The organism is Ruegeria sp. BB1 (genome assembly GCF_056539465.1).
Map to the genome: position 1 here is coordinate 290,387 of NZ_JBQFVB010000003.1, position 25,873 is coordinate 316,259.

Below are 25,873 nucleotides of genomic sequence, written 5' to 3' on the forward strand. Positions count from 1 at the left end.
AACGCTTTCCATAGGTGAAACGCGCGCCCTCTGTTACAGTGATTTCAAGGTGTTGACGGTCAGGAGTGTGAAAGTGACGAAAATTGCCAAGATCACCTTGCTGTTCGTGGTGTTTGTGGACCTGATCGGGCAAGGACTGGTGTTTCCCATCATCAACTCGCTGATCATGGAGACGAAATCGGGGTTCCTGCCCGAGAGTACGCCCGATGGTCGCCGCCATCTGTATTACGGGCTGGTGATTGGTTGTTTCTTTTTGTCGTGGTTTCTGGGTGTGGTCTATGTGTCCAAGGTCTCGGATTCCATCGGGCGTAAGAATGCGCTGCTGGTCTGTCTGAGCGGGGCACTGGTAGGGTATGCGTTGACCATTGCGGCGCTGTATATGAACAGCTTGCTGTTGCTGATCATAGGCCGTTCGATCACCGGGTTCACCGCAGGGAACCAGCCCATCGCGCAGGCGGCGATGATTGACGGCAGTACCGACGCGGCGGATCGCGACCGCAACATGGGTTACATCATAACCGGCGTCAGCTTTGGCCTTGTCGGCGGCCCAATCATTGGCGCGGTTCTGTCCGATGCCAACCTGCTGGGCAGCTTTGCCACGCTGAAAACCCCGTTTTATGGCGCATTTATTCTGGTGTTGATCGCCATCTTCCTTGTGCTGACCTTTTTCAAGGACACCCGGACCGAGCGTACGGCTTTTGTGTTCCGCCCGCGGGACGTGACCGACAGCCTGATCGCTGTGCGAGAACACCCGATGGTTCTGAAAATCCTGCCAGTCTATGCGCTGTTCATGATCGCCAATGTCACCTTCTATGTCTTCGTTGATAATTTCCTGACCAGCGCCTGGGGATACGGAGTCATTGGCGGTAGCATGGCGATGGTGGTGATCGGTTTTGCGCTGGCGTTCTCAAGCACCTTCCTGGTGAAGCCTGCGCAAGAGAGGTTCAGCAAGCACCAGATCATCTACACTTCGCTGGTGGTGATGGTGATTTGCGGGTTCGGTTTTGCCTTCAGCCCCAGCGGTGTCCTGAGTTACGTGCCGGTCTTCTTCTTCTATTTCTTTTTCGGTGTCTCATACCCAACCCTGTTGGGGCTGTTTTCTTCGGCCGTTGCCGAGACCGATCAGGGTTGGGTCATGGGTGTGACCACCGCTGTCTTCTGTCTGGCGGGCGGTGTCATGTCTCTGATCGGCGGCGGATTGATGAGCTTTGATATCCGCCTGCCCTATTACATCGTCATCGCAACGGCCCTGATGGGGCTGGTCGGCATGCACCTGCGCTGGAAAGGAAAAGAGATCAAGGCGCTGTTAGCCTGAGATCGTCTCGACCGTCAGGTTGCCGTTGGTATAGACGCATATATCGGCGGCAATTGCCATTGCCTCGCGCGCCACGTCCTCGGCGGGTTTGTCGCTGTCCATCATGGCGCGGGCTGCGGCGAGGGCAAAGTTCCCACCCGAGCCGATGGCGGCCACGTTGTGTTCGGGCTCCAGCACATCCCCTGCCCCGGTGATCACCAGCAGGTCCTTGCCGTCGGTGACGATCAGCATCGCCTCAAGCTTTTGCAGATACTTGTCTGTGCGCCAATCCTTGGCCAGTTCGACCGAGGCGCGCGCCAGCTGGCCGGGTGTGGCCTCAAGCTTGGCTTCCAGACGCTCCAGCAGGGTGAAGGCATCGGCGGTTGACCCGGCGAAACCGGCGACAACCTCAAACCCGCCGGGCGACAGGCGGCGCACCTTGCGTGCTGTTCCCTTGATCACGGTTTGGCCCAGGCTGACCTGTCCGTCACCGGCAATCACCACCTGACCGCCCTTTTTGACGCCAATGATGGTTGTGCCGTGCCATCCGGGAAAATCGCTATCCGCCATAAAAGCCTCCGTTTTCAACTGCCGTCCTATATGGGCCGGACCTGTCCGCAGCGCAACAGGTCACGAACTGCCTAAAAGATATGCAGGAATCGCAATGCGGGGTTACCGGACTAGCAATTGTGAGTCTCAGCCTGACGTCCTACATGAGCCTCACAACCGACAACGGGTCGGCTGTTTCACATATAAGGACTGCGCAAATGGCAACCATCGCTAAAACCCATGCGCCGCTCGGAGCAGCTACCATTCTGCACGTAGTGGACGCGTTCTACGGAACCTATGACAAAGCAATCGCGTGGAATGAATCCCGCAAGACACGCAAGGCCCTGTCGGAGCTGAGCGACGCACAGCTGGAAGATATCGGCCTGTGCCGCGCGGATATCAGAAACGTCTGATCCGCGCCCAGTGCAAAAAGAATGCAAGCCGCTCGTCCGAGCGGCTTTTTCTTTGTCAGGACAGTTTGTATTGGCCGGACAGGTCGGGCAGGAAAGCCTCGATCGCGGCGGTTGCCACCACATGTCTCGTGCCGGCCTCAATATCTTCGATATCCAACCCACCTTTGACAGCCCGCACCTCGGCCCGTCCGCGGGGAAGATCGGCGGCAACAAGATCGCAATCCACCTGGTCAGGGTCCTGTACCCCAATCGTGACGCAAACGCGCATGTCGGTATGATCCACACCCAGCTTTGAGAACAGCGTGATCGACGAATGATGCAGTGCATCCTGCACCGCCCGGCGTGCCGCCTTGGTGTAATCCTGCCCATACAGGTCGTTGCCGGTACCCATTTCCAGAATGATACGTTTTTCGGTCATGTCACGGGCTCCATATCGAAAGAAACGATGATGGCCGCATTGGCAATGACTGTCCGACCTTCGGTATGCGGCTTTTCAATATCCAACCCACCTTGAGTGATGGTGATATTGGGCTGTCCATAAGGGAAAATGGCAGTCAATGCGTCTCGATCCACCTTTTCGGGCTGCTGAACCCCAATCTCGGCGTCGATGATCATCGCCTCTTTCGGAAAATCGAACAGCTCGGCCATGTTGACCGAATTGTGCCATAGTGCATCTTTGATCGCCCGCAGCGCGGCCTCGGTATAATCCTCGCGGCGCAAAGACGTCCCCATGCCGAACTCCACAAGTACCCGTGTTTTTGCCATCTGATCCTCCCGGCAATAAAAAAGGCGCCCGGTTCAAGGCGCCTTTGATGACTTGCTGATCACGTTGGATCAGATGGATTCGTCGATCCAGCTTTGCAGTGCCGCCTTCGGCGCCGCGCCTGCGCGGTTCGAGACGACCTGACCGTCCTTGAAGATGAACAGCGCCGGAATACCGCGCACGCCCATGGCGGCGGCAGCGTTCGGGTTGCTGTCTACGTCAACCTTGGCGATTTTCACCTTGTCGCCGTATTCAGCGGCCAGCTCTTCCAGGGCGGGGCCGATCTGCTTACAAGGGCCACACCATTCGGCCCAGAAATCGACAACAACGGGGATTTCGGAATTCTTAACCTCGGCGTCAAAGGTATCGTCGGTCACGGCTACGGTCGACATATTCTGTCTCCTGAATGGGGTAAACTCGGGAACAGAACGTAGGGTCGGCACCGCCCAAGGTCAAGATATCTGGGTGCGGGTCAATGCATCCGTCACAAGATCGTGTGGCAACCACATCAGATCGGAAGTGCGCGTCCACAGGATCGCCGTGCGAACTTGTCGACCCGGATAGATCTGCGCCAACGCTTGGGCATAGGCCCCCATCTGTCGCAACAGACCTTCGGGGCAGGCTGATGCGCTGTCAGGAACCGTGGTATTTGATTTGAAATCAATCACCTGCACATCCGCCTCGGTCACGATCAGACGGTCGATCACTCCATGCATGCGTCGCCCGTTCAGATCGGCGGTCACCGGGACCTCGGCCAGTGTGTTTTTGGCGAACACGAATTTCAGATGGTCAGCCGCCAGAACGGCCTGCGCCTCATCCAACAGTTCCTGCCGGTCAGGTTGTTGCATATCAGGTAGAACCCGGGCGCAAAGCTGCGGCCAATTCTCTGGCGCAACGGATGGTAAGTGTTCCAACAACAAGTGTAGGCGCGTGCCACGCAGTTTGGCGGCCTCCTCATCGTGGCCGGTATCTCCGGGTAACGCTTTGGCCCCACCTAAATCAGACGGGCTGAGCGTCTCGGGCGCCTGTTCTGGCACGGACGCTGGGGAAAGGAACTGGTTGGGCAGCGGAGTCGCGGCAATCTCAGGCTCCACATGTTCGACAAGAGGTAACGCGTCCCAATCTGCATGTGACAGACGCAGGGTTTCCGAGCCAGGGACCTGTGCGGCCCCTGCCCGTGCCATCGCAGCCTCGACCATCTGGTACCAACTGGTTCCGTCTTTGCCGACATCCCCGGCGGCGCCGACGATTAGCCACTTTTCGGCCCGCGTTAGAGCCACATATAGCAGTCGAAGCCGTTCATTTTCTTCCCGCGTCCGTGCCTCGGCTCGTGCCTGGGCGATCAAGGCTGGCGAGGCATCCGCGGGTACTTTCCACAGCGGTGTGCCCTCACCCACCATGATCTCGGCATCACGCGGGGCTTGTCGCTTGCCGGTATCCGGCAGGATCACGATCGGGGCCTCAAGCCCTTTGGAGCCATGCACCGTCATCACGCGGATCATGTTGCCGACACCGCTCATCTGCCGCTTGATTTCCAGATCGTCGGTCTGCATCCAGACCAGAAACCCGGTCAAACTGGGAATATCGGTGCGCTCATAAGCCAGTGCCTGTGACAGCAGTGCGTTGATACCATCCTCGGCCTCGGCCCCCAATCGGCCCAATAGTTTCCGCCGCCCGTCATGCCGGGTCAGAATGCGTTCGATCAGGTCATAAGGGCGCAGAAAGTCGATCTGGCCGCGCAGATCGTTGAGGATGCCTAGCGTTTCGGGAAACTCCTCGGCCCGTTGTCGCAAAGCGGCCCACAGAAACTGTTCCTGCCGCCGATGCGCCAGGTCGAACAATTGTTGTTCACCCCACCCGAACAAAGGCGATTTCAACACTGTGGCCAGTGACAGGCTGTCCTCGGGCGTGGCCAGAAAGCTCAACAGCGCCGCCAGATCCTTGACCGCTAGTTCCGCGCCCACTTTCAAACGGTCGGCCCCGGCAATGGGTAGGCCTTCGGCCTTGCAGGCGCGGATGATCTCGGCAAACAGGTCTGAACGGCGTTGGACGAGGATCAGAAAATCCCCCGGTTGCACCTTGCGCCGAACGAAAGTGCCGGGCCGGTCACCATCCTCGGGGATCGTCTCGCCGGTGTCGATCATGGTCTTGATCGAGCGGGCTACCTGTTCGGCCAGAATGACCGTGTGGTGCCGCGCGCCGGGTCGATCCACCGGATCGGTCCAGTCGCCATCATCATCGTCGTCGACCTTTTCAACCACCGGCCACAAATCAACGCGGCCCGGCAAATCGGCCTTAAATGCGCGGTGCAGGCTATCCTTGTGAAACCCAGCCTCGGCACGGTTTTCGAACAGGATATCGACCAGAGACAGGATCGCACTAGAGGATCGGAATGAGTATTCTAGTGTCGAATCCCACAATTTAGAGCCTGATTCTTCCAATCTGCGCCCAAATTCCTGTTGCATCCGGTCAAAGGCCTGCGGGTCGGCGCCCTGAAAGGAATAGATCGACTGTTTCTTGTCGCCGACCACGAAAATAGTCCGCTCGACCCCGGATCGGGCCCCTTCCCCGCTGGTGAATTCCTGAGCCAGCTTTTCAACAACATCCCATTGATCTGGGCTGGTATCCTGCGCCTCATCCACCAGAATGTGGTCGATACCGCCATCAAGGCGGTACAGCACCCATTCCGCCACGGCCGGATCGTTAAGCACCTGCCGTGCGCGCAGGATTAGGTCGTCGAAATCCAGCCAGCCGCGCAACAGCTTGCGGCGTTCGTATTCTGGCAAAAAGGCAGCAGCAAAACGGTGCAGAACATGTGTTTTGCGTGCCGCGACCAGCGCCAGCCGGTGTTCGCGTGCGGCCTCGATCCGAAGCATGAGGGCTTCCAGCTGAGGCATATGACCAGCCAACACGCCTTCCCGCAGGGCTTTGGTGGGGAAACTGTTGATCTTGGCGGTAAAAGGTTCTTTGGCCGATTTGCCCGTCAGAAACACGCCCTCCAACAGCGGCAAGCTGTTGATGCGCGCCTCGGTAAACGCCGCCAGTTTGGCCGCAGCCTTGGCATTGTTGCCGCCACTTTCGGTCAGTGCAGGCAGGATCGCGCGGATCAAGTCGACCTCACCACCCAGAAACACGCGGGCCAGCAGGGCGTTTTCGTCGAACCCGTCGGGCAGATCGAAACGTTGCAGCAGATCAGGCCACTCTATTGGCTGAGAGAAGAGGTTGCGTTTATGCGTGACGGCGGCGGTTAGATTGTCAAAGCCGGTATCTGTGACGAAACGGGCGACGTCCTCAATCAGTGCGGCCTGCGGACCATCGGCAAAATCTTCGACGATCTCTTCGCGCAATAGCGCTGCGGCCCGGTCCTCCATCTCGGAAAACTGAGGACTAACCCCGGCCTCCAAAGGAAATCGCCGCAATAGCGAAGCGCAGAATGAGTGGATCGTTTGGATTTTTAGTCCACCCGGCGTTTCGATGGCGCGGGCAAACAGGGTGCGGGCCTGCGCCAGCCTGTCAGGGTCGATCACGCCCGGCACGCCTAGATCGGTCAGCTGCGCCAGCAAGCTGTCATCCTCCAGCATCGCCCATTCACCCAACCGTTTGAACAACCGGTTCTGCATCTCGCTGGCGGCGGCTTTGGTGTATGTCAGGCAGAGGATATGTTGCGGCTGCACGCCACCCAGCAGCAACCGTGCCACCCGGTCGGTCAGAACCCGCGTCTTGCCCGACCCCGCATTGGCCGCCAACCAGGTCGAGGCATCTGGGCGCGCCGCCTGCACCTGCCGCTCGGTTGCATCATTGCGGGCGTTCATTTCAGCACCTCGGGTGTGGTTTTGTCAGTGCGGTCCCATTCGCCGAACCGGGCGAGGTGGTCATAGTCGCCAACATCCGTGTCCTTGTGCAGCATCCGGCGCGCGGTGAAGCCTTGATCAGGCTCTAAATAGGCAGATACCAGCTCTTTCAGCTCGGTCAGAACCTTGTCAGGCGGCTCCTTGGCCAATGGGGCCGCGACCTCTTTGTAAGTACCGCCCATGCCGATGAATACAGCCTCGGCAACCGGTAACGGATCGATGCCTTCGATGGCGCCCTGCTCGGCCATGGCCGCCTCGATCAGCAATTGTTTGTCGAACTTGGCTTGCTGGCTTTCGGTCGGAGGCGTGCCGGTCTTGTAATCCACGATCCGCACCGCGCCACGGCTGTTGTGATCGATTCGGTCGGCTCGTCCTGCGATGGTGAAATCCAGTGGCGATAGCACCAGCTTCATAGCGGCCTCAAACGCCACTGGCCCGCCATCGCCACGTCGGGCGGTTTCAGCGGTGAGGAAGTCATCGGCAATCCGCTCAAGCCGTGCCAGCCACAGTTTGCGGGCGGTCGGCCACGCGACATGCTGGTCCAACAGCGTCTCAGCGCGTTTCAGGAAATTCTCGCGTGTCAGCAAAGCGCTGTCCAAAACACTGTCCTTGACGAAATGTTCAAGGATTTCGTGGATGACGATCCCGCGCAGCAAAGCGTCTGGTGCCTGGACCAAAGGGTCCAGTGGCCGCAAGCGCAGCACATGTTTGGCGTAGATCGCATAGGGATCGCGGATCAGGCGTTTGATTTCGGTCACGCTCAGACGGCGTGGGCGTGCGGCGACCGGCGGGCGCGGCGATGGACGCGCGGCCGGTTCGATCTTCGGCGCGACCTCAAGCTGTTCCGACCAACGCAGCCATTGCTGGCCACGAGCGCGCATTGAAGCCAGCGCTTCGCGACCACCCTGCCCCGGCAAGCCCTGCAACAGGTTCGTCATCCGGTTCAGCCAACGCGATGGCACGGTTTCGGCGTCATCGGATCGGGTTGCGCGGGTCAACCAGACCTCGGGCGCTCCGACGGCTTGTTGGAAATCATGCGCTGACAGGCCAATGCGGCGTTCGGGCAGCAGCAGCCCCGCCTTGTCGCGCATCTGTCGGTTCAGCCAAGGGTCGGGAGCTGCGGCTTCGGGCCAGCTGCCTTCATTTAGTCCGCCCAGAATCAACAGATCAGCGCCCTGAACCCGGGCCTCAAGCGTTCCCCAGATCATGATATGCGGATGTGGCGCGTCCCGGTCGCGAACCTCTTCCCCCGCCAGCAGCGCGCCCAGCAGGTCGGCGAAATCATGGGCCATCATCGGGCCGCCATGTTCGGCCTCGTCCTCAAGCGCGGTCAGAATTGACAACGCCTTTTGGCCCGCATTCTTGTCCCACAGCGTTCCGGCGTCGCCTTCACTACCGGCCGATATTGCCTCGGCCAGATTGCGCAGGCGGGTCACCCATTCGGATAGAGGTAATTCACCCGTCACGTGCTGGTCGCAGAACTGCGCCACCAGCCATTGCATCCACTGCTCTGGCACCTCTTTGCGGATGGCAAAAGCGGCCAGGCTGGCGCTGTCGGGGAACGGAGGGCCGTGTCGCCGCAAATCCAGTTCCAGATCACGGGTATGCAGCAGATGCGCACCGCGATCGCCGCCATCGTGGCAAAGCGGATGTTTCAGCAGGGTCAGCAGCGCCTCGCCCTCGAGCCTCCGGGCGAACAGCCCAGCCACATGGCGCAGAAACCGGCCCGGAGGCGATAGCTGCAATGGCAGACCCGCACTGTCATCCGGCAGTATGTTCCACCGATCCAATGCGGCGCTGACCTGACGAGTCAGCATCCGATCAGGCGTGATCAACGCGGCGGTCTGGCCGGTTTCTGCCGCTTCACGCAGACGCAGGGCAATGGCCAATGCCTCGGCGCGGGGGGATTGCGCCTCAACCAGGGTGAGGTCCTTGGTGGCGCCATCCAGATCGGTTAGCTGGGGGCCTTCGGACATCCAGGCATCAGTGATCGGCGCTGGGCGTAATGCCAGTGAAATCAGCTGATTACGGGCAGGGGACGGGGTAGGGTTGATCGTCCAATGTTCGATCTGTCTCGGCTGTATCTCAAGCCGGGTCATCAGTTTTCGGAACCGGTATTGCGGGTGATCTTCTGAGGCTAGCGCATCGTCCAATCCCTGCCAGACATGGTCAGGCTGATCGAAATCGTAACCAGGCAGGATCAGCGCCCCTTGCGGCAGGCGAGCGACGGCCTCCATCAGCATCAATGTGGTGCCACGCGAGCCGGTAGAGCCCGCAAGGATTACCGGATGCTGCGGGGGCGAAACCTGCCAGCGATCAATCAGGTTTTCCACCACACGCCGTTGCCGCGCCTGCGCGTCCAGCGCATCAGGGCCAGAGTCAATGAAATGGTCGGCAATCCCGATAAAAGCCTGGGCCCGTGCCCAGTGACCAGACATGTCGCTGACATCCAGCTGCCGGATCGCGTCTGGCGAAACACCTTCGCCCTGCATTTCGTCAATCAGCGCCGCCAGACTGTCGGACAGATCGAACAATGAGGATCGCGCAGCGAGATCAGGCTGTTGTTCCAAGAGCTTGGCAATCAGCTGCGTCAGCTCCAGCCTGCGTCGTAATGCGGGGATGGCGGGCGGGATTTGCGCCAGATCGACGCTTTCGCCCAGATCGGTCACCAGCGATAGGCGTGGCAATAGGCAGGCCGAGCCTTGATCGAACAGATCGCGTACGCGCCGGGCCATACGGCGCGTATTGACCACCAGTTGGACCCGGGCCAGCGCCTCGGGCGGTTGGTCACTGGCGCGTTGACGCAGGCCATCCACCAGAGCCTTTGGAAAATCTGCGCCCGGAGGCACGGCAAAGACGCGGGGCGCGGCGCTGGGTTCAAACATCGGCTATTAGCCCCTCGGCCAGGGCAATCCCCTCGGGGCGGCCCACGTCGCACCAGCGACCGGGGTAGGTGGCCGCGAACAGACGGCCTTGTTTGTGAATCTGATCCCACAGCAAGTTCAGCGAAAATGCCTGTTCCGATATGGTTGCCAGCCCTTCGGTCTTAATGATCTGCGCCCCGCCATAGACCAATCCGGGGCCACGGGTGATCCGGCCCTCGGCATCTGCCGTGAAATCGCCCGGTCCGGCATGCCCGATGGTCTGGGCGATGGGAACACACATAAGCAGCGCATCCATTCGGTTGGGGTCCCACGCTTTGCGCAAAAGGGTCAGAGGGTTCGGCCCGGACCAGATTGCATCCGTATTCAAGGTAAATACCGGATCCAACCCCAGTAGGGGCAGAGCAGCACGCAGCCCACCGCCTGTTTCCAGAATTTCCGGCTCTTCCAAAGAGGTCAGCACGCCCTTGGGGGTCAGATGCGCTGCAAGCTGGTCTGGCAAATAATGCAGGTTAGCAACCACTCGATCAGCGGGCAGATCGTCCGTCAGATCCAGCGCGTGATCGATCAGCGGGCGGCCTGCGATCTCGATTAAGGGTTTGGGCCGGTCTTTGGTCAAAGCGCCCATACGGGTGCCAAACCCGGCGGCAAACAACATCACGGCGTCGGGGTGTCGGGTCATGTCTGTCTGAGCCTGTCCAGGTTTTCCGGGGTTGGGGCGGGCAGGGAGCCGCGCAGAAGATCAGCAACAGAGACCAGCGCAGGATGGTCCAGATCGCGCATCAGATGCGCCCATGTGGCCGGGATCAGATCGATGTATTGCGGTTTTCCATAGTCCACCGCCAATCGGGCGAACACGCCCAGAATGCGCAGGTTTCGCTGCGCGCCCAACACGGCGTAGGCAGTGCGAAAGTCATGATCCTTTTCGCCGGTTGCATCGATGTATCGGTTTACCATCTGCATCTCGGTCCCCGGAGCCACATCACGGCGCACATCTTGCAACATCGACACGAGGTCATAGGCCGGGTGGCCCAGCATCGCGGTCTGGAAATCCAGCAATCCCACCCGCTTGATCCCGTCACGGTCCGGCAACCAGATCATGTTTTCCGCGTGATAGTCACGTTGGATCACCACTTTGCGGCCCGAGGTTTCTTGGTGCAAAATATCCGCAAAGCGGTTTTCAAACCGTATCCGAGCGTCTGCATCATGTTCCCCCAATACCGCTTGGGCGTATTTGGTGAAGGACAACGCAGCCAATTCGGTCATCATCGTCGGATCATAAGACGGCAGTGACAGGGTAGGTGCCTTGTGCAACTCGATCAGAACGTCGGTTGCAGCCTCATACAATTCGCGCTCCATCCGAGGGTTTTGCCTCAGGACGCGGGCGAACAGATCATCGCCCAGATCCTCCAGCAACAGAAAGCCGAATTCTGTGTCCTCGGCATAGATTTCGGGTGCGCTAAGCCCGATTTCCCGCAGATAGTTAGCCATGCGGACAAAAGCCTCAACCGGTTCGGCCTTGCCCGGAGGTGAGTCCATGAAAACAGCCGTGCGGCCAGTATCGGGATCGGTCAAACGTTCGTACCGGCGGTTCGAGGCATCCCCGGCCAGCGGTGCGCGCGTGGCGTTGGACCATGGTGTTTGTGCAATCAGCGCCTCGGCCAGCACAGCCCGGTTCGTCATGCGGCACTCTCCAGTATTTGGGGCCATTTCGGATCGGACCACGAAAGGGTCAGATATCGCAAACCCGTCGTGTTAGGGTCTGTTTTCAAATGCAAGGTCAGGGCGGTGGCAGGGGTCAGCGGACCCAGCTTGTCCGGCCATTCAATCAGGCAAATGGCAGTTTCAAAAGCGTCGGACAGCCCCAGTTCTTCGATCTCTTCCAAGGCGCTTAGCCGGTACAGATCGCAGTGCCAGATCTCGCCAGGTAGGGTGTCATAGGCTTGTACCAGCGTGAAGGTGGGCGAAGGCACGTCCTCGGGCACAGACATCAGTGATTGGATCAGGCTGCGCGCAAAATGGGTCTTACCGCTGCCGATCTCACCCTCAAGCAACAAGATGTCGCCAGGGCGCAATTTTGCACCCAGCCGTGCGGCCAGATCGGCGGTTTCTTCGGGCGAATTCAGGGTGATCGAACGGGCGTGCAACGTCATGGCGCCACAATGACCTTACGCCCGGGCGGCTGCAACCCGGTTCAGGCGCTGATTTGACGGATCGGCAGGGTTGACGGCGCATCCTCGACCGAGAACCGCACAATCGTTGCGCCGTTCTGCATGGGACTGACCGTACAGGACAGTTGGGTGCCGTTCCGCAGCTTTAGGTCGTTGGACCATTCAACACGGTTGTCGCGCATTTCCACAAAATCGCGAATCTCGCCGAGGATCGGTGAGGCAACGCATTGTTCCTGCCAGCCACGCGTCACATCCAGCACGGAATCCGGTTCGAACCCGGCCTCACCAGAATCCCCCCACAATTGTTGATAGGCGCGGTTGGTAAAAGCCAGTGTTCCGTCATCACCAAACACCGCGATGGCATCGGCCAACTTATCCAGAACCGATTGCATCAGATCCATTTCCGAGCGGAAGCGCCGGGTCAGGGTAATCTCGGCCGTGATATCTTCGAACAGAAAAGCCACGGCGCCGTCGGGATGGGGCCGCCCGCTGACCGAATATACTGACCCCGAGGGCAGCGACCAGGTTTCCTGGTAATTCCCGTCCTCGGCCGCTTCGAGCAGGTCGTTCATCTGGTTGCGCCACCCGCGATAATTCTTGGGTTCCGGCATCATGTGTTGATCCCGCAGTCGGTCAAAAAAGCTGGACAGACTGGGGCGGCAACTGAGGAAATCCGGGGGCAGGGTGGTCAAATCGATCAGCGCCGGGTTGAACAAGGCCAGTTGTCGGTTGCGGTCAAATATGGCCAGCCCGATAGACAATTGAGCAAAGGTTTTCGTCATGGTCTGGACGAACTTGCGCTGAGCGGTCTCTGCGGCGACGATGGCATTGATATCGACGGCATAGCACAGGTGCCCCTCGGGGTGATCCACCAGAGTGAGATCGAACCACAGCTTGTTGCCGCTGCCTTCGGACGAAATTGAGATGCGGCTTTTTGCCCCCAACCGTGCGTCTTCATCAGTGCCGGGGAACATCGGTGCGGTCAAATCAGTATCCTGACCGCGGACCTTGCGCACAAGTAAGACATAGGCGGCATTGCACCAGCGCACGTTACCTTGATGATCCAGCAGCCAAACCGGATAGGGGGCCTGTTCCATCGCCAGCCGGATCGGGTCTTGGGGGTCGCGCTGCACCGGGTCGGGGCGGTCGGTACTGTCGCGCAGTTGCACCCGCACGATCCCGTCGATCCATTCACACAGGACATCGCGTTCGATGGTGCAGTCGATGGCAGGAATGATCAGGGTACCTTCGCGTCGAATACGGTCTGGTGTTTCCGGAAAGGTCGGAAAGTCCCGTTGCAGCAGGCGGCGCAGATCAGGCCAGTCGCGGACTGCCTGAAACCCTTCCAGAGCAATATCGGAATGGCTGATAAGGCGGTCCTCATCGAACAGAAACACTGCATCGAACAGCGACGCGGGTGAGGACAGACCGAAACTATCGCCCCGCTGCCGACGACGGGGCAAAAGCCATTGCACCGCCAGGCTAGCGGATACCAGGCTGATAGCGGCCAGAATGATCCAGTCGACCATGCTCTCCTCGGTACTGATATCACGAGAAGGAACTATGCGCGTTAATGGTTAACGGGGTCTTAACTCAGACCTGGATACGCTGGTTCGCACCCGACGGGACAGGCGTGTCGCCGGTTTGCGCGTCGATCAGATTTCGCGGCCAGGAAACCTGTACGATTGCGCCCCGCCGGTCTTTTTTGTCGCTCAGGTTCTGATAGGGATCTGACCCGTTGGCGAATTGAAGCTCTGCCCCGCTGCGTTCCAGCAGGGTTTTGGCAATGAATAACCCCAGCCCCATGCCTTCATACTCCGGGCGGGTCCGCTGATCGGATTCGGCTCGGCGGCGGCGCATGAAGGGATCACCGATACGGCCAATCATCTGCGAAGGGTACCCGCGCCCGTCATCCATGATATTGATGGTGATCTGATCGGTGGTCCATTCGGCCTCGACCCAGACATTGGCGCGGGCGAAATCCACCGCATTCTGGATCAGGTTGCGCAATCCGTGAATGATCTCGGGCTTGCGCAGGATCGAGGGTTGCTGCACATCACCGTCCCCGGCAGGCCCTTCGTCAAAATGCACCGTCTTGCCGCGATGAATATGCGGTTCGGCGGCTTCATGCACCACGGTGGACAGAGGAGCCTGCCGCAGATGCAGATCATCTTTGCCGGCGCGGCCCATATCGCGCAGGATATCGCGGCAGCGATTGGCCTGTTCGCGGATCAGTGCGGCATCGTCTTTCAGGTCGGGGCGGTCATCCAGCTCTTCGATCAGCTCGGAACTGGTCAGCTTGATCGTGGCCAATGGCGTTCCCAGCTCATGCGCGGCGGCGGCGACCACACCGCCCAGATCGGTCAGCTTCTGTTCGCGCGCCAGGGCCATGTGGGTGGCTGCAAGCGCTTCGGACATGGATCGGACCTCGGAACTGACGCGGTGTGAGTAGGCGCCAATGAACACAATTGCGATCACGATCGCGGCCCAGTTTCCGAACAATAACATGTCGGGGATTAGCAACGCCTCGCCCTGATCCGTGCGCAGCGGCAGATGAAACTCAGCAAGCAAGGATGCCACAACAATCGCAACACCCCCCACGATCAGGGTTGAACGCGTACTCATTACGTTTGCCGAAATGGTCACCGGCCCCAGCAGAAGCAACGCAAACGGGTTGTTCAGACCACCGGTCAGATACAGCAGAATGGCCAGTTGCAGCAGATCGAACAGAACCATCAGGAAGTTCTCGAACTCGGTCAGGCGCTTGTTTTGCGGGAACAGAAGAATGGCCGTCATGTTGCCCATGACCGAAACACCAATGGCCAGGTAACACAGGGCCAGTTCCAGCTGCACGTGATAATATCGCTGTGCCACAGTGATGGCCGTGAACTGGCCAATGATGGCCACCCAGCGCAATAGGATCAGCGTGCGCAGCCGAATCCAGTTGCTGCCTTCCTGACCGGTCCACGAAGTGATGTTGGAATTTGCCATCGGTCTATTATGTCCTGTTGCATCGGCTGTTCATCTTGATAGGTGTCCCGGCGAAAACGATCAACAACCCCTCTCATTTCAGGATTGATGTCATGACCCGCCTTTATGCCATCCTCGCAACCGTTGTTCTGGCCGTTGGCCTGGGCGCCATGTGGCTGCTGACGCTGGGGGGCCGGTCGGACGATCAGTTCGCGCAATGCCGTTCTGGCCAGATCGCCGGTGGCTCAGCCGCGATTGGCGGCCCGTTCGAGCTGATCAACGGCAAGGGAGAGACCGTTACCGACAAAGATGTGATCACCGAGCCGACGCTGGTTTATTTCGGCTATACCTTCTGCCCCGATGTCTGCCCTTTCGATATGTCGCGCAATGCCGAGGCCGTGGATATTCTGGCCGAGCGTGGCCAGTCTGTGACGCCGCTGTTCATCTCGATCGACCCGGATCGCGACACACCCGAAGTGATGGCTGATTATGCGTTCAATCTGGGCGGCAAAACCATCGCTCTGACCGGCACGCCCGAGCAGGTCAAGGCCGCCAGCCAAACCTACAAGACCTATTACAAGGCTCATGACAAAAGCGACGAATTCTATCTGGTCGACCATTCCACCTTTACTTACCTGATGACGCCCGAGCATGGATTCCTGGAATTCTTCAACCGCGACGACACGGCGGAGCAGATGGCCGACAAGGTCGGGTGCTTCCTGGATCAGATGTAGGGCGCACAGTCGATTTGACCTTTGAAATGGCGCTGCTATTACTCATGTTTAAGCCAAAGACGTAAAATTACGGAAAGAACAGAATATGGCGGACAGCTCTGACCTGGATATCGGCCCCGATAAATCCCTGCTTTTGGTGGATGATGATGAGCCGTTTCTGAGACGTCTGGCCAAAGCCATGGAGAAGCGCGGGTTCGAAGTTGAGACCGCAGGTTCCGTCGCCGCAGGCCGCGCCATTTCTACAGCCCGCCCCCCTGCATATGCCGTTGTCGACCTGCGGCTTGAGGATGGCAACGGTCTGGATGTGGTCGAAGTTTTGCGCGAAAAACGCCCCGACAGCCGGGTTGTGGTTCTGACCGGATATGGCGCGATTGCCACCGCCGTGGCCGCCGTCAAGATCGGCGCGACCGACTACCTGTCAAAACCCGCCGATGCCACCGACATCACCAATGCGCTGCTGGCCAAAGGTGACGAACTGCCGCCACCGCCGGAAAACCCCATGAGCGCGGACCGCGTGCGCTGGGAGCATATCCAGCGGGTGTATGAGCTGTGCGACCGGAATGTCTCCGAGACCGCCCGTCGCCTGAACATGCACCGCCGAACGTTGCAGCGAATTTTGGCGAAGCGCAGTCCGAGGTAGGCTACAGACTCAGTTCGAATGGTGTTGCAGCTATTGGCGAAAACCGCGCCTGAAACTTGGGTGCAACGTCTAGGCGCTTTGGTTTTTGGCGTCTGTTCCCTCGGAGCTCTGATCGTTGTGGGATCCATTGTTTTTCAAACTTGGAATGGACCATGGACTATGACCGGCTTAACGGCGAGTGTCTTTGGACTAGCAACTTGTTCTCTTTTGACCTTCTTCGGCATCGCCCATGCTTTGTCGGCACTTTTCCCCAAACTTATTGGGGCCAAGCAAACCCGTTCATCTCTGGAGCCCTTTGATACCGGTGAGATGAATGCGGAGAAATTGAGGTTTCTATATCAACTTATCGGCTGGTTGACTCTGATCGGTCTGTCTGTGATCGGATTTTTGTACATTTCCTATTGATTGGACCAATTGATCCGAGAACACGCCATCCTTTGTTAAATCTTCTGGATCAGATTCTCATGCCGCGCCATATACGCCTCGCGTGCCTCAACCGGCGGGCGTAACGTAATCGTCAATCCTTCCATCACCGACTTATCCGGACGACCAAAGAACTTCGTCGCCTCAGCCTCGGAAAACCCCGCGATTTGCGTTGCCTCCATCCAGGCGCTGATCTTGTCGGCTTTCTTGATCTGCCGTTTCACCGTTTTCGGCACTGCAGCAGGCAACCCGAACCGAATGTGGATCGCGGCCGCCAGACGATCATCCAAAGCGCCGTAATCGGGGCCAACGGCGGATTTGACCGGCGAGATCATATCTCCGATCACATATTCCGGCGCATCGTGTAACAAAGCCGCGAGGCGCCATTTCACCGGTGCTTTGGGCGCAATCCGGCCAAAAAGCTCCTCAACCAGCAGGGAATGCTCGGCCACGGAATAGGCGAAATCACCCGCCGTTTGGCCGTTCCAACGGGCCACAAAGGCCAATCCGTGGGCGATATCTTCGATTTCGATGTCCACGGGGGTCGGATCCAGCAGATCCAGCCTGCGCCCCGACAGCATTCTTTGCCACGCTCGTGCTTGTGTTGCCATTATGCCATGCCCTGTGAAGTCGCTCACGTAAGTTTTGGGTTTTTGTGTTATGATGTACCTGTCGAGATCACCAGCTGCCAACTTTTTCTTGACCAGACGTGCTTTGAATTGGCGCGTGGTGATACCGACATCTGTGCTGAGGGGGGTGCATGCTCCTCCTGGTGTGCCCCTCTCGGAACGTAACTCGTATCGGAAGGAGCTAGCTATGTTTAAGCGACTGTTTGGAATTACCCTGGCCTTTGGAATGGCCGCCACTGCCCCCCCTGCATTTGCCCAAGGTTGTGCGCAACGCGAGCATGTGATCGCCAAGCTGCAAGACAGCTATTCAGAAGAGCTGGTCTTTGGTGGATTGCAGAAAACGCGTGGTGCGCAGGCGGTTATGGAGGTTTGGACCTCGAAGGAAACCGGAAGCTACACGGTTCTGGTGACCCAAGCGAACGGCATTAGTTGTATTGTCGCCGTTGGCACCGATTTTTTTGAAGCGATCCCGAAGATTACACTTAAGGGTGAGCCCAGCTGATTTTTGCTGCCAAATAATCTGTTTTCGGCCATCTGCGTTGCTACCTGCCCCAAGGGATGCTAGGGGGCAGCCCGGACCTGCTTACCGGAATGGAGTATATGATGGCCGGGGACTATATCGTCAAAGACATTGCGCTGGCCGGGTTTGGCCGCAAAGAGCTGGACATCGCCGAAACCGAGATGCCGGGCCTGATGGCCCTGCGCGCGGAATACGGTGACGCAAAGCCCCTTAAAGGTGCGCGGATCGTCGGTTCGCTACACATGACCATCCAGACGGCTGTTCTGATCGAAACATTGGTGGCGTTGGGCGCGGATGTGCGCTGGGCGTCGTGCAACATCTTCTCAACCCAGGATCACGCGGCGGCAGCCATTGCCGAGGCTGGTATTCCGGTCTTTGCGATCAAAGGCCAGACGTTGGAAGAGCATTGGGATTATCTGGACAAATCCTTCCTGTTCGAAGACGGCCCGAACATGATTCTGGATGATGGCGGCGACGCAACGCTGTATATCCTGCTGGGCGCACGTGCCGAAGCCGGCGAAGACATCATCCCCGTTCCGGGCTCGGAAGAGGAAGAAGTCATTAAGGCCCAGATCGCCAAGCGAATGGCGGCAAGCCCTGGCTGGTTCACCAAGATGCGTGATCAGATCCAGGGCGTGTCCGAGGAAACCACCACCGGTGTGAACCGCCTGTATCAGCTGGTGAAAGACGGCCACCTGCCGTTCCCGGCGATCAACGTGAACGACAGTGTCACCAAGTCGAAATTCGACAACAAATACGGTTGTAAGGAATCGCTGGTCGACGGCATCCGTCGTGCCACCGACACGATGATGGCCGGTAAAGTTGCTGTCGTTTGTGGTTATGGTGACGTGGGCAAAGGCTCGGCCGCCTCGCTGCGCGGCGCGGGTGCCCGTGTGAAAGTGACCGAAGTTGACCCGATCTGCGCCCTGCAGGCGGCGATGGACGGGTTCGAAGTCACTCTGCTGGAAGACGAAGTCGCATCGGCCGATATCTTCATCACCACCACCGGCAACAAGGACGTGATCCGCATCGAGCATATGCGCGAGATGAAGGACATGGCCATCGTCGGCAACATCGGTCACTTCGACAACGAAATTCAGGTGGCAAGCCTGAAGAACCACAAATGGACCAACATCAAGGAACAGGTGGACATGATCGAGATGCCGTCGGGCAATCGTCTGATCCTGCTGTCCGAAGGCCGTTTGCTGAACCTCGGCAACGCCACCGGTCACCCGTCATTCGTGATGTCAGCTTCTTTCACCAACCAGGTTCTGGCGCAGATCGAGCTGTTCACGAAGGGTGATGAGTACAACAACGACGTCTACATCCTGCCCAAGCACCTGGATGAGAAGGTCGCGCGCCTGCATCTGGATCGCATCGGTGTGAAGCTGACCCAAATGGACAGTGAACAGGCGGCTTATATCGGCGTGAAACCCGAAGGCCCCTATAAGCCCGAGCATTACCGCTATTGATTGCGGAACGGGGATGACCAAACGCACAAGACGCCGCCGGATTTTGTATCTGGCGGCGTCTTTGTTTTTTACACTCGTTGCCTTGCTGATCGTCGTGGGCGGCGGCGGGTGGTGGGTGTTGTCGCATCCGCAAACTCCGGTGCCGCCACATTGGAACCCACTGCGGGACTTGACCGTGACAGCACCGGTTACGCCGGTCACCGCGTATCAGCTGCGCCGCGCCTTGGGGGACGAGGCACAGTGCCGGGCCGCCCTGTCCGCAGCCGAAGTGGTTTTTGAGCCGATGGACGAGCTGGTGGTGGATCGGAACTGTGGCATTGCCGGTCGGGGTCTGCTGTCTGGTTTGACCACCGCACGGATCGAGGCGGTCGAAACCAGCTGCACCACAACATTGCGGCTGGCCTTATGGGAACATCACGTGGTGCAGCCCGCCGCGCGCGAGATCTTGGGCACCGACGTGCGCGCCTTACGCCACGTGGGCAGCTACAATTGCCGCCGGATGCGCACTGCGCAGGGGCAGGACAGCGGCTGGAGCAGCCACGCCACCGCGGACGCGATTGATATAATCGGTCTGCAACTGGGGGATGGCCGATCCCTGATCCTGCTGACAGATTGGGACACGCCCGGACCCGAGGCCGCTTTTTTGCATCGGATTGGACGTGGTGCTTGTGACTGGTTCCGGGTTGTTTTAGGGCCAGATTACAATCGCTTGCACGCCGACCATTTCCACCTGCAGGGTCCGGGTTGGGGCTTTTGCCGCTAGGCTAGCCGGGCCGCTTTGCGCCCTTATCGGCATTAGGGGGAGAAATCCCTTAATTTTTTCCTTTCGGAAAAATATCCGTCGCGGCTAACCTTAATGAAGACGGTAAGGGTGCCGTTTCATTGTAACTTAGGGAGATTGGGACATGGGAAAACGCGACGAGCTGATCGCAAAATACGCAGATGATCTGAAAAACAAATGCGGAATGGACCCTGATATGGACCTGCTGACCAAGGTCACAATCGGATGTGGTCCGGCGATCTATGACGCCGACGCGTCGACCGTGGCTGCCACGCAGGAAGGTGAGATCGAGACGGTCAAGAACAACTTTCTGATCAAGAAGCTGGGCCTGTCAGACGGGCCAGAGTTGACGGGCGCAATCAACACTGCGCTTGAAACCTATGGCATGTCTGAGCGTAACAAATACCGCGCCGTTGTCTATTACATGCTGACCAAGCATTTCGGCAAAGAGTCGGTCTACGGCTGATCCCTTGATGCCCGTCAGGCCACTGGCGGGCGTTTTCAATTTTAAGCACTTGGTGTTTGTGCTGACCACCAGAACTCTACTAATATCTAAGAGTGACCAGTACGGTCAGAGCCAAAGATTTCCAGACGCGTGTGGTGAGTAGGGAGCACGCGGGGGTAGGGAAGGTTCTGCATCGTCGGAACCTTCCCGCATTTTTATTGGAACTCTTCAATAATTCGGGCAACAAACTGTTCCACTGAATCTGGCCCTCGATTTGGTTGGCGTTTTCTTCCACCTCCCTTACCGGCCAGATAAACCTCAATATGACCCGGTCGCGTTTTTGGACCGGACTTCGTAAAGTCCCGAGAGATACCGCCAAGCAAACTTGCTGTCAGTTCCGCAATTTGCGCGTCCTTGGGGTGATAGAATCGGACCTGAGTCGCCTTCACGGCATAATTTACCCGCGCCGTTGCAATCACGTCAGTCTGGTCCGAGGTCAAAATCTCAAGCACGGCGATGCTGGTTTCGTTCGACACGCCAACGGGTACAAAAAGAGATACCCCTGTTTCAGCCGGCTGGTCATGATTAGGCAGGCTGTCATGCTTTTCGGGGATCACGAGAACCGATCTCGGTGCGGTGGCTCGGGCGATCACGAGGTCAGGTACGGTTGTTAGCGGAGCCACCGGTTCGTAAGAGCCTTGTATCACTGGTGGCAATAGAGTCTCACCCCAGGCAGGCGCATAGTCCATTGGAAAATGTGAGTTGCCCCCTACTGAACCTGGCTCCGTAGTTGCAGTGGAGGTCTTGTGCGTCACTTTGGCAAACCGCGAAACCGGTTTTGCGGTGTCTGATCCCAAGCTGGACAGGGTCGTATCACCGTCATTTGGATCGCCTGCCGCCGGATTTGCGTTTGTGTCGATTTCTGCTGTTGTATCAATAGATAAGCTGGTTTGAACCACTGCGTCGGGGTTTCGCCATCCTGCGAAAACGCTTGTTGCGGCCCAATGCAGGGTAGCGCCACAGAACATTGCACCAAAAACGATCGGATACATGCGATTGACGCGCTGTTTTCGGGGCGGTTGTATTGGGTGTTTCGACTGAGAACTTTTGAACACAACCTGCTCAAGTTTGAATTCACCGGGTTCTGCGGGGCTGTCTTCCTGCGGCGCTTCAATATCGATTTCCGGTGACATTTCCAGGTGACTTGATTGCTGCACATCGGCCAGCGCAGCGGCGCGCTGCTTTCGCGCAATCTCAAGGCGCGCTTCCCAGCATTTTGAACTCAGCTCAGCAGCAATGTCTTCGTTCTTCCCACCGCTGCCTTCAACGTCAGACATGGGTTCTTGCTTTCGAATTGATCAACCAAAGATCGAGCAACACCAAAAGACAGACGACCACTGAAACTGCGGCCGCCATTGCCCCCACATGGTGCAGCCCTAAAAATATACCATTTTATTGGTGGTTTGAGAAGGTTTGCACCCTTAGACGTTGATTCCGTCAATCCGGTTGGGTGGCCCCCAGCGCACAGATGGTTGCCCATTCCTCATCAGTCACAGGTTGAACGGACAGGCGCGAGTTTTTCACCAGCACCATCTCGTCCAAACATTCATCTGCCTTGATCTGCTCTAAAGTGACAGCTGTGGTGAACGGGCGTACAGCCTTGATATCCACACATTCCCAGCGTTCATCATCTGTAGTGCTGTCGGGGTGGGCCTCGGCGCAGACCTCGACAATGCCGACAATCGCCTTGTCCTTTTGCGAGTGGTAGAAAAACCCGCGGTCACCGATTGCCATCTGACGCATGAAATTGCGCGCCTGATAATTGCGCACGCCGTCCCACTCTTCGCCCGCATCCCCTTTGGCAACCTGCTGATCCCAGCTCCAGGTTGAGGGTTCGGATTTGAACAGCCAATATGCCATCAGCCGACGACCTTCTTCCATACGATCAGATCAACGGATTGAAACAGCCCTGCTTTGGCATAGGGATCGTTGTCTGCCCATGTTTGCGCAGCAGCCATGTCCTCGACCTCAAGAATGATCAACGAGCCGATCATCGCGTCGCCGTCCAGCAGGGGGCCTGCCTGTGCAACAACGCCAGTTTCCTCGATATAGGCCAGGTGGTTGGCGCGATTGTCCAGCCGGGTTTGCAGGGCGCCGTCCTTGTCCTTGGCGATCAGGGCAATGAGCATATTATTCCTCCTTGAGGGGTCGGTTAAGCAGAGTTTGAATGGCTTGGGGCACACTATAGGTGCCGTGGCTCAGGTCGGCCACCGTGGCGCTGATGGGCATGTCCAGCCCCTCAGCCGTGGCAATGTCCGCCATGGCGCGCGCGGTTGCGACGCCTTCGACCGTTGTTTGGCTGTCGAAAGGGCGATTTTGACCCAAACACAGGCCAAAACGATAATTTCGGGACAATTCGGATGAGCAGGTCAGCACCAGATCGCCCAATCCGGACAGGCCCATCAAGGTATCGGGACGCGCGCCGCGCATCAAAGCGAACCGCTGCATCTCGGCAAAGCCACGGGTCATCAGGGCAGCGCGGGCACTGTCGCCCAGCCCGGCCCCAATGGCAGCGCCGCAGCCGATGGCCATGACGTTTTTCAAGGCTCCGCCCAATTCCGCGCCGATCACGTCGGTGGTGCGATAAAGGCGCAGGTTCGCAGTGGTCAGTTCGGTCTGCAGCGTTTCACTCAGATCACCATCCGCGCAGGCCAGCGTCAGCGCCGTGGGCAGCCCACGCGCGATGTCATCGGCAAAGCTGGGCCCGGTCAGCAGGGCCGGGCGCGCATCCGGGATGGTCTGGCGGATCACCGAGATTGGACCAAGGCCCGAGGACAGTTCGATCCCCTTACAGCAGGCAACCAGCGTCTTACCGGCCAAAACCGGGGCATGTTCCGTCAGAGCTGCACGCAATTTCTGCATAGGCACCGCCAGCAGCAAGACATCAGCGGTCACGGCGTCCTGCATGTCGGCTGTCACCAACACTTCGTTCGGCAGGGCCACTTTTGGCAGGCGCGCTGCGTTTTCGCGGCTGTCTTGCATTTGGTTGGCTTGCCCGGTGTTGCGGGACCACAGCGTCACCGGCCCATTCCCGGCCAGCGAAATCGCCAAAGCGGTGCCAAATGCCCCAGATCCAAGGACAGCGACGCTCATGCCTTGGCTCCTTTCTTGCCGCTGCCCAGCATGGCGGGACTGGTCTGATCCAACGGCCAGCGGGGCCGGGCGGTCAGGTCCAATCCATCCCGGGCACCGGTACGAAACCGCTCTATCCCGGCATAGGCAATCATGGCGGCGTTATCGGTGCATAGGTTCAGCGGCGGGGCCGTGAATCGCGCACCTTTTTCTATGCAAACAGTCTCTAATGCTGCACGAATGGCCGAATTTGCTGCTACGCCACCTGCAACCGCGATCACCGGCTCTGCAGGGTTTTCCTCCAAATACAGATCCATCGCCCGGCGGGTTTTTTCGGCCAATGTGTCGACAATGGCCTGCTGAAACCCAGCGCACAGATCTGCGCGGTCCTGTCGGGTCAACCCACCCTTTTCGGCAACGATCTGGTCTCGCATCCGCATCAGCGCGGTCTTGAGCCCCGAGAACGACAGATCACATCCTGGCCGGTCCAGCAGTGGGCGCGGAAAGCGGAACTGCTTGGGATCGCCCGACCGGGCTTCGACCTCGACCGAGGGGCCGCCGGGTTGCGGCAAGCCCAGCAGGCGGGCGGTTTTGTCGAACGCTTCGCCGGGGGCATCGTCGATGGTGCCGCCCAGACGGGTGAATTTTTCCGGTCCGTGGGCAATCAGGTACTGACAATGCCCCCCCGAGACCAGCAGCATCAGATAAGGAAAAGCGATCCCATCCGTCAGACGCGGTGTCAGGGCATGCCCGGCCAGATGGTTCACCCCCACCAATGGCAGGCCAGATGCTGCACTCAGCCCCTTGGCACACATGACGCCCGACATGACGCCGCCGATCAGACCCGGCCCGGCGGTGACCGCGATGGCGTCCATATCGGCTAGGGTCAGCCCTGCGGACTGTAACGCCTGCACCACGCAGACATCCAGTTTTTCGGCATGCGCGCGGGCCGCAATTTCAGGCACTACGCCGCCAAAAGCGCTGTGCAACTCGGTCTGGCCATGCACGATAGAAGACAGAACCTCGGCCTCTGCACCATCGGTTTGGCGCACGACGGCGGCGGCCGTGTCATCACAGCTGCTTTCCAACCCGAGGATGGTAAGTGTTTGCACCATTGGCCTGATCCGTTACACCATGACTGCCAAGCGGGGTATCACCCTGCGCGGATGCAAACAATCCCAAGGCGGAAGGCGCCGACCGTTGTATTTGTTGATGACCCGCCCTCGCGCCGCCTCAGAACGGTTTGTCGCGCAGCTGCCGGCCCGCACCAGATCCCGGGTCAAGGTCATCTATTCCCCGCTACTCGAAATCAACCCCTTGCCGATCAATGTCGACACCAGTGGTGTGCGGGGATTGATTTTCACCTCGGCCAATGGGGTGAATGCTGCCGTATCCTTGGGCTTGTCTCGGGACATGCCCGCCTTTTGCGTCGGCCCTGCCACTACCAGTACGGCCCAAACTGCTGGTTGGAACGCGCAGATGGTTGGCGCAGCGGCCGAAGAACTGGTGGCCTATCTGCTGAAACATCGGCCCGACAGCCCGCTTTTGCATTTGCGTGGAGAACACAGCCGGGGCAATGTCGCCACCCGCCTGACCGAGTCGGGACTGACCGTGCGCGAACAGGCCGTCTATCAGCAGCGCCTGTTACCGCTGACACCCGAGGCCGCAGCCGCCACCGATGGCAAAGAGCCGGTCATCGCACCGTTATTTTCGCCCCGGACGGCGCGACAATTTGCCGATATCTGGGCTGGTTCAGCGCCCCTGTGGCTGGCCGCAATCAGCGAAGCGACTGCGGAACCCCTTTATTTTTTGGACTATGCGCATCTAAGGGTCGCCAAAGCGCCAACCCCCAAGAAAATGCGAAAAGCGGTTAAAAAACTTGTGAAACATGCGATGCGGGTTGAGGGTAGCGATACCACCGATTAACTTAGAGTGGCCTGTTATTCATATGATTTTGGATTCGATAAGGGGAATGTTGCGGTGGCTCGTAAGAAGAAAACCGATCAAAAGCCAGTGGAAGACCCCAAGTCGGACGAAGCGGTCGAATCCACAATTGCTGAGGAACAAGCTACTGTTGACGCGGCCGAGCCGGTAGAAGAGGGCTTTTCCGAAGCCGAAGCCGAAGCCGAAGCCGAAGCCGAAGCCGAAGCCGAAGCCGAAGCCGAAGCCGAAGCCGAAGCCGAAGCCGAAGCCGAAGCCGAAGC

General features: G+C 58.6%; 27 protein-coding genes and 1 pseudogene. 11 read left to right on the forward strand and 17 right to left on the reverse strand.

Annotation, left to right across the window (positions count from 1 at the left end; translation table 11 throughout):
• Positions 1 to 73 precede the first annotated feature (73 nt).
• Positions 74 to 1,315 (forward strand): MFS transporter, encoded by a 1,242-nt coding sequence (locus tag ACR0AL_RS10795; protein WP_170349538.1) that lies wholly within the window; start codon positions 74 to 76, stop codon positions 1,313 to 1,315.
• Here the strand turns inward: ACR0AL_RS10795 and hslV are convergent.
• Complete coding sequence (gene hslV, locus ACR0AL_RS10800; protein WP_058283350.1) at positions 1,307 to 1,864, reverse strand: ATP-dependent protease subunit HslV; 558 nt, start codon at positions 1,862 to 1,864, stop codon at positions 1,307 to 1,309. The two genes, ACR0AL_RS10795 and hslV, sit on opposite strands and share 9 nt — an antisense overlap.
• Before the next feature lie 197 nt (positions 1,865 to 2,061).
• On the opposite strand from hslV, the gene ACR0AL_RS10805 reads away from it, so the two are divergent.
• Positions 2,062 to 2,256, forward strand: a complete 195-nt coding sequence (locus tag ACR0AL_RS10805) for a DUF1127 domain-containing protein (RefSeq protein WP_170349537.1) — start codon at positions 2,062 to 2,064, stop codon at positions 2,254 to 2,256.
• A 55-nt stretch (positions 2,257 to 2,311) separates the two neighbouring features.
• Here the strand turns inward: ACR0AL_RS10805 and ACR0AL_RS10810 are convergent, their stop codons facing one another.
• The 10 genes from ACR0AL_RS10810 to regB form a co-directional block, all read right to left on the reverse strand.
• On the reverse strand, positions 2,312 to 2,674 hold the full coding sequence (locus tag ACR0AL_RS10810; RefSeq protein ID WP_480662956.1) for a Lin0512 family protein: 363 nt from the start codon (positions 2,672 to 2,674) through the stop codon (positions 2,312 to 2,314).
• Positions 2,671 to 3,021 carry a Lin0512 family protein gene (locus tag ACR0AL_RS10815; protein ID WP_170376567.1) on the reverse strand — a complete coding sequence of 117 codons (351 nt, stop codon included), beginning with the start codon at positions 3,019 to 3,021 and terminating at the stop codon, positions 2,671 to 2,673. Before ACR0AL_RS10815 ends, ACR0AL_RS10810 begins: the two co-directional genes overlap by 4 nt.
• A 69-nt stretch (positions 3,022 to 3,090) precedes the next feature.
• A complete protein-coding gene (gene trxA, locus ACR0AL_RS10820) occupies positions 3,091 to 3,462 on the reverse strand; it encodes a thioredoxin (RefSeq protein WP_480662958.1) in 372 nt (123 codons plus the stop codon).
• 9 nt (positions 3,463 to 3,471) lie between these two features.
• The gene (gene addA, locus ACR0AL_RS10825; RefSeq protein WP_480662960.1) at positions 3,472 to 6,831 is read right to left on the reverse strand and encodes a double-strand break repair helicase AddA; all 3,360 of its coding nucleotides are present in this window, start codon (positions 6,829 to 6,831) and stop codon (positions 3,472 to 3,474) included.
• Positions 6,828 to 9,755 (reverse strand): double-strand break repair protein AddB, encoded by a 2,928-nt coding sequence (gene addB / locus ACR0AL_RS10830; protein ID WP_480662962.1) that lies wholly within the window; start codon positions 9,753 to 9,755, stop codon positions 6,828 to 6,830. The genes addA and addB overlap by 4 nt, the downstream gene beginning before the upstream one ends.
• Positions 9,748 to 10,434, reverse strand: a complete 687-nt coding sequence (locus ACR0AL_RS10835) for a nucleotidyltransferase family protein (protein ID WP_480662964.1) — start codon at positions 10,432 to 10,434, stop codon at positions 9,748 to 9,750. The genes addB and ACR0AL_RS10835 overlap by 8 nt, the downstream gene beginning before the upstream one ends.
• Entirely contained in the window at positions 10,431 to 11,435 is a 1,005-nt protein-coding gene (locus ACR0AL_RS10840) for an aminoglycoside phosphotransferase family protein (RefSeq protein ID WP_480662966.1), read from the reverse strand. Before ACR0AL_RS10840 ends, ACR0AL_RS10835 begins: the two co-directional genes overlap by 4 nt.
• Positions 11,432 to 11,905, reverse strand: coding sequence for a tRNA (adenosine(37)-N6)-threonylcarbamoyltransferase complex ATPase subunit type 1 TsaE (gene tsaE, locus ACR0AL_RS10845; RefSeq protein WP_170349530.1), 474 nt, complete (start codon positions 11,903 to 11,905; stop codon positions 11,432 to 11,434). The genes ACR0AL_RS10840 and tsaE overlap by 4 nt, the downstream gene beginning before the upstream one ends.
• A gap of 41 nt (positions 11,906 to 11,946) precedes the next feature.
• The gene (locus ACR0AL_RS10850; protein ID WP_170349529.1) at positions 11,947 to 13,452 is read right to left on the reverse strand and encodes a PAS-domain containing protein; all 1,506 of its coding nucleotides are present in this window, start codon (positions 13,450 to 13,452) and stop codon (positions 11,947 to 11,949) included.
• 64 nt (positions 13,453 to 13,516) lie between these two features.
• Positions 13,517 to 14,914, reverse strand: a complete 1,398-nt coding sequence (gene regB / locus ACR0AL_RS10855) for a sensor histidine kinase RegB (protein WP_170349528.1) — start codon at positions 14,912 to 14,914, stop codon at positions 13,517 to 13,519.
• A 92-nt stretch (positions 14,915 to 15,006) separates the two neighbouring features.
• Here regB and ACR0AL_RS10860 point away from each other — a divergent pair, with 92 nt between their 5' ends.
• The 3 genes from ACR0AL_RS10860 to ACR0AL_RS10870 all read left to right on the forward strand — a co-directional run bounded on the left by ACR0AL_RS10860 (position 15,007) and on the right by ACR0AL_RS10870 (position 16,672).
• On the forward strand, positions 15,007 to 15,627 hold the full coding sequence (locus ACR0AL_RS10860; RefSeq protein WP_170376586.1) for an SCO family protein: 621 nt from the start codon (positions 15,007 to 15,009) through the stop codon (positions 15,625 to 15,627).
• A gap of 85 nt (positions 15,628 to 15,712) precedes the next feature.
• Positions 15,713 to 16,267: an ActR/PrrA/RegA family redox response regulator transcription factor gene (locus tag ACR0AL_RS10865; RefSeq protein WP_142637470.1), complete on the forward strand. Its 555-nt coding sequence runs from the start codon at positions 15,713 to 15,715 to the stop codon at positions 16,265 to 16,267.
• 18 nt (positions 16,268 to 16,285) lie between these two features.
• The gene (locus tag ACR0AL_RS10870; RefSeq protein ID WP_170349526.1) at positions 16,286 to 16,672 is read left to right on the forward strand and encodes a hypothetical protein; all 387 of its coding nucleotides are present in this window, start codon (positions 16,286 to 16,288) and stop codon (positions 16,670 to 16,672) included.
• Positions 16,673 to 16,707: 35 nt separating this feature from the next.
• On the opposite strand, the gene ACR0AL_RS10875 is transcribed toward ACR0AL_RS10870, so the two are convergent.
• Complete coding sequence (locus tag ACR0AL_RS10875) at positions 16,708 to 17,301, reverse strand: HD domain-containing protein (RefSeq protein ID WP_170349525.1); 594 nt, start codon at positions 17,299 to 17,301, stop codon at positions 16,708 to 16,710.
• Between the two features lie 205 nt (positions 17,302 to 17,506).
• Between ACR0AL_RS10875 and ACR0AL_RS10880 the strand changes: the two genes are divergently transcribed.
• From ACR0AL_RS10880 to ACR0AL_RS10895, 4 genes are all read left to right on the forward strand, one after another.
• Entirely contained in the window at positions 17,507 to 17,821 is a 315-nt protein-coding gene (locus ACR0AL_RS10880; RefSeq protein ID WP_170349524.1) for a hypothetical protein, read from the forward strand.
• A 101-nt stretch (positions 17,822 to 17,922) separates the two neighbouring features.
• A complete protein-coding gene (gene ahcY, locus ACR0AL_RS10885) occupies positions 17,923 to 19,311 on the forward strand; it encodes an adenosylhomocysteinase (RefSeq protein ID WP_170361099.1) in 1,389 nt (462 codons plus the stop codon).
• Positions 19,312 to 19,324: 13 nt separating this feature from the next.
• On the forward strand, positions 19,325 to 20,074 hold the full coding sequence (locus ACR0AL_RS10890) for an extensin-like domain-containing protein (RefSeq protein ID WP_480662968.1): 750 nt from the start codon (positions 19,325 to 19,327) through the stop codon (positions 20,072 to 20,074).
• 142 nt (positions 20,075 to 20,216) lie between these two features.
• Entirely contained in the window at positions 20,217 to 20,558 is a 342-nt protein-coding gene (locus ACR0AL_RS10895; RefSeq protein ID WP_170349521.1) for a DUF2853 family protein, read from the forward strand.
• Positions 20,559 to 20,752: 194 nt separating this feature from the next.
• Here the strand turns inward: ACR0AL_RS10895 and ACR0AL_RS10900 are convergent, their stop codons facing one another.
• The 5 genes from ACR0AL_RS10900 to tsaD all read right to left on the reverse strand — a co-directional run bounded on the left by ACR0AL_RS10900 (position 20,753) and on the right by tsaD (position 24,784).
• Positions 20,753 to 21,874: a hypothetical protein gene (locus ACR0AL_RS10900; protein ID WP_480662970.1), complete on the reverse strand. Its 1,122-nt coding sequence runs from the start codon at positions 21,872 to 21,874 to the stop codon at positions 20,753 to 20,755.
• A gap of 160 nt (positions 21,875 to 22,034) precedes the next feature.
• The gene (locus ACR0AL_RS10905; protein WP_480662972.1) at positions 22,035 to 22,457 is read right to left on the reverse strand and encodes an EVE domain-containing protein; all 423 of its coding nucleotides are present in this window, start codon (positions 22,455 to 22,457) and stop codon (positions 22,035 to 22,037) included.
• Entirely contained in the window at positions 22,457 to 22,726 is a 270-nt protein-coding gene (locus ACR0AL_RS10910; protein ID WP_170349518.1) for a YciI family protein, read from the reverse strand. Before ACR0AL_RS10910 ends, ACR0AL_RS10905 begins: the two co-directional genes overlap by 1 nt.
• Before the next feature lies 1 nt (position 22,727).
• On the reverse strand, positions 22,728 to 23,690 hold the full coding sequence (locus ACR0AL_RS10915; RefSeq protein WP_480662974.1) for an NAD(P)H-dependent glycerol-3-phosphate dehydrogenase: 963 nt from the start codon (positions 23,688 to 23,690) through the stop codon (positions 22,728 to 22,730).
• Positions 23,687 to 24,784: a tRNA (adenosine(37)-N6)-threonylcarbamoyltransferase complex transferase subunit TsaD gene (gene tsaD / locus ACR0AL_RS10920; RefSeq protein ID WP_480662976.1), complete on the reverse strand. Its 1,098-nt coding sequence runs from the start codon at positions 24,782 to 24,784 to the stop codon at positions 23,687 to 23,689. Before tsaD ends, ACR0AL_RS10915 begins: the two co-directional genes overlap by 4 nt.
• A gap of 97 nt (positions 24,785 to 24,881) precedes the next feature.
• Here tsaD and ACR0AL_RS10925 point away from each other — a divergent pair, with 97 nt between their 5' ends.
• Both ACR0AL_RS10925 and ACR0AL_RS10930 read left to right on the forward strand, forming a co-directional pair.
• Positions 24,882 to 25,595 carry a uroporphyrinogen-III synthase gene (locus ACR0AL_RS10925; RefSeq protein ID WP_480662978.1) on the forward strand — a complete coding sequence of 238 codons (714 nt, stop codon included), beginning with the start codon at positions 24,882 to 24,884 and terminating at the stop codon, positions 25,593 to 25,595.
• A 54-nt stretch (positions 25,596 to 25,649) separates the two neighbouring features.
• Positions 25,650 to 25,873: pseudogene (locus tag ACR0AL_RS10930) on the forward strand (hypothetical protein); the annotation flags it as partial.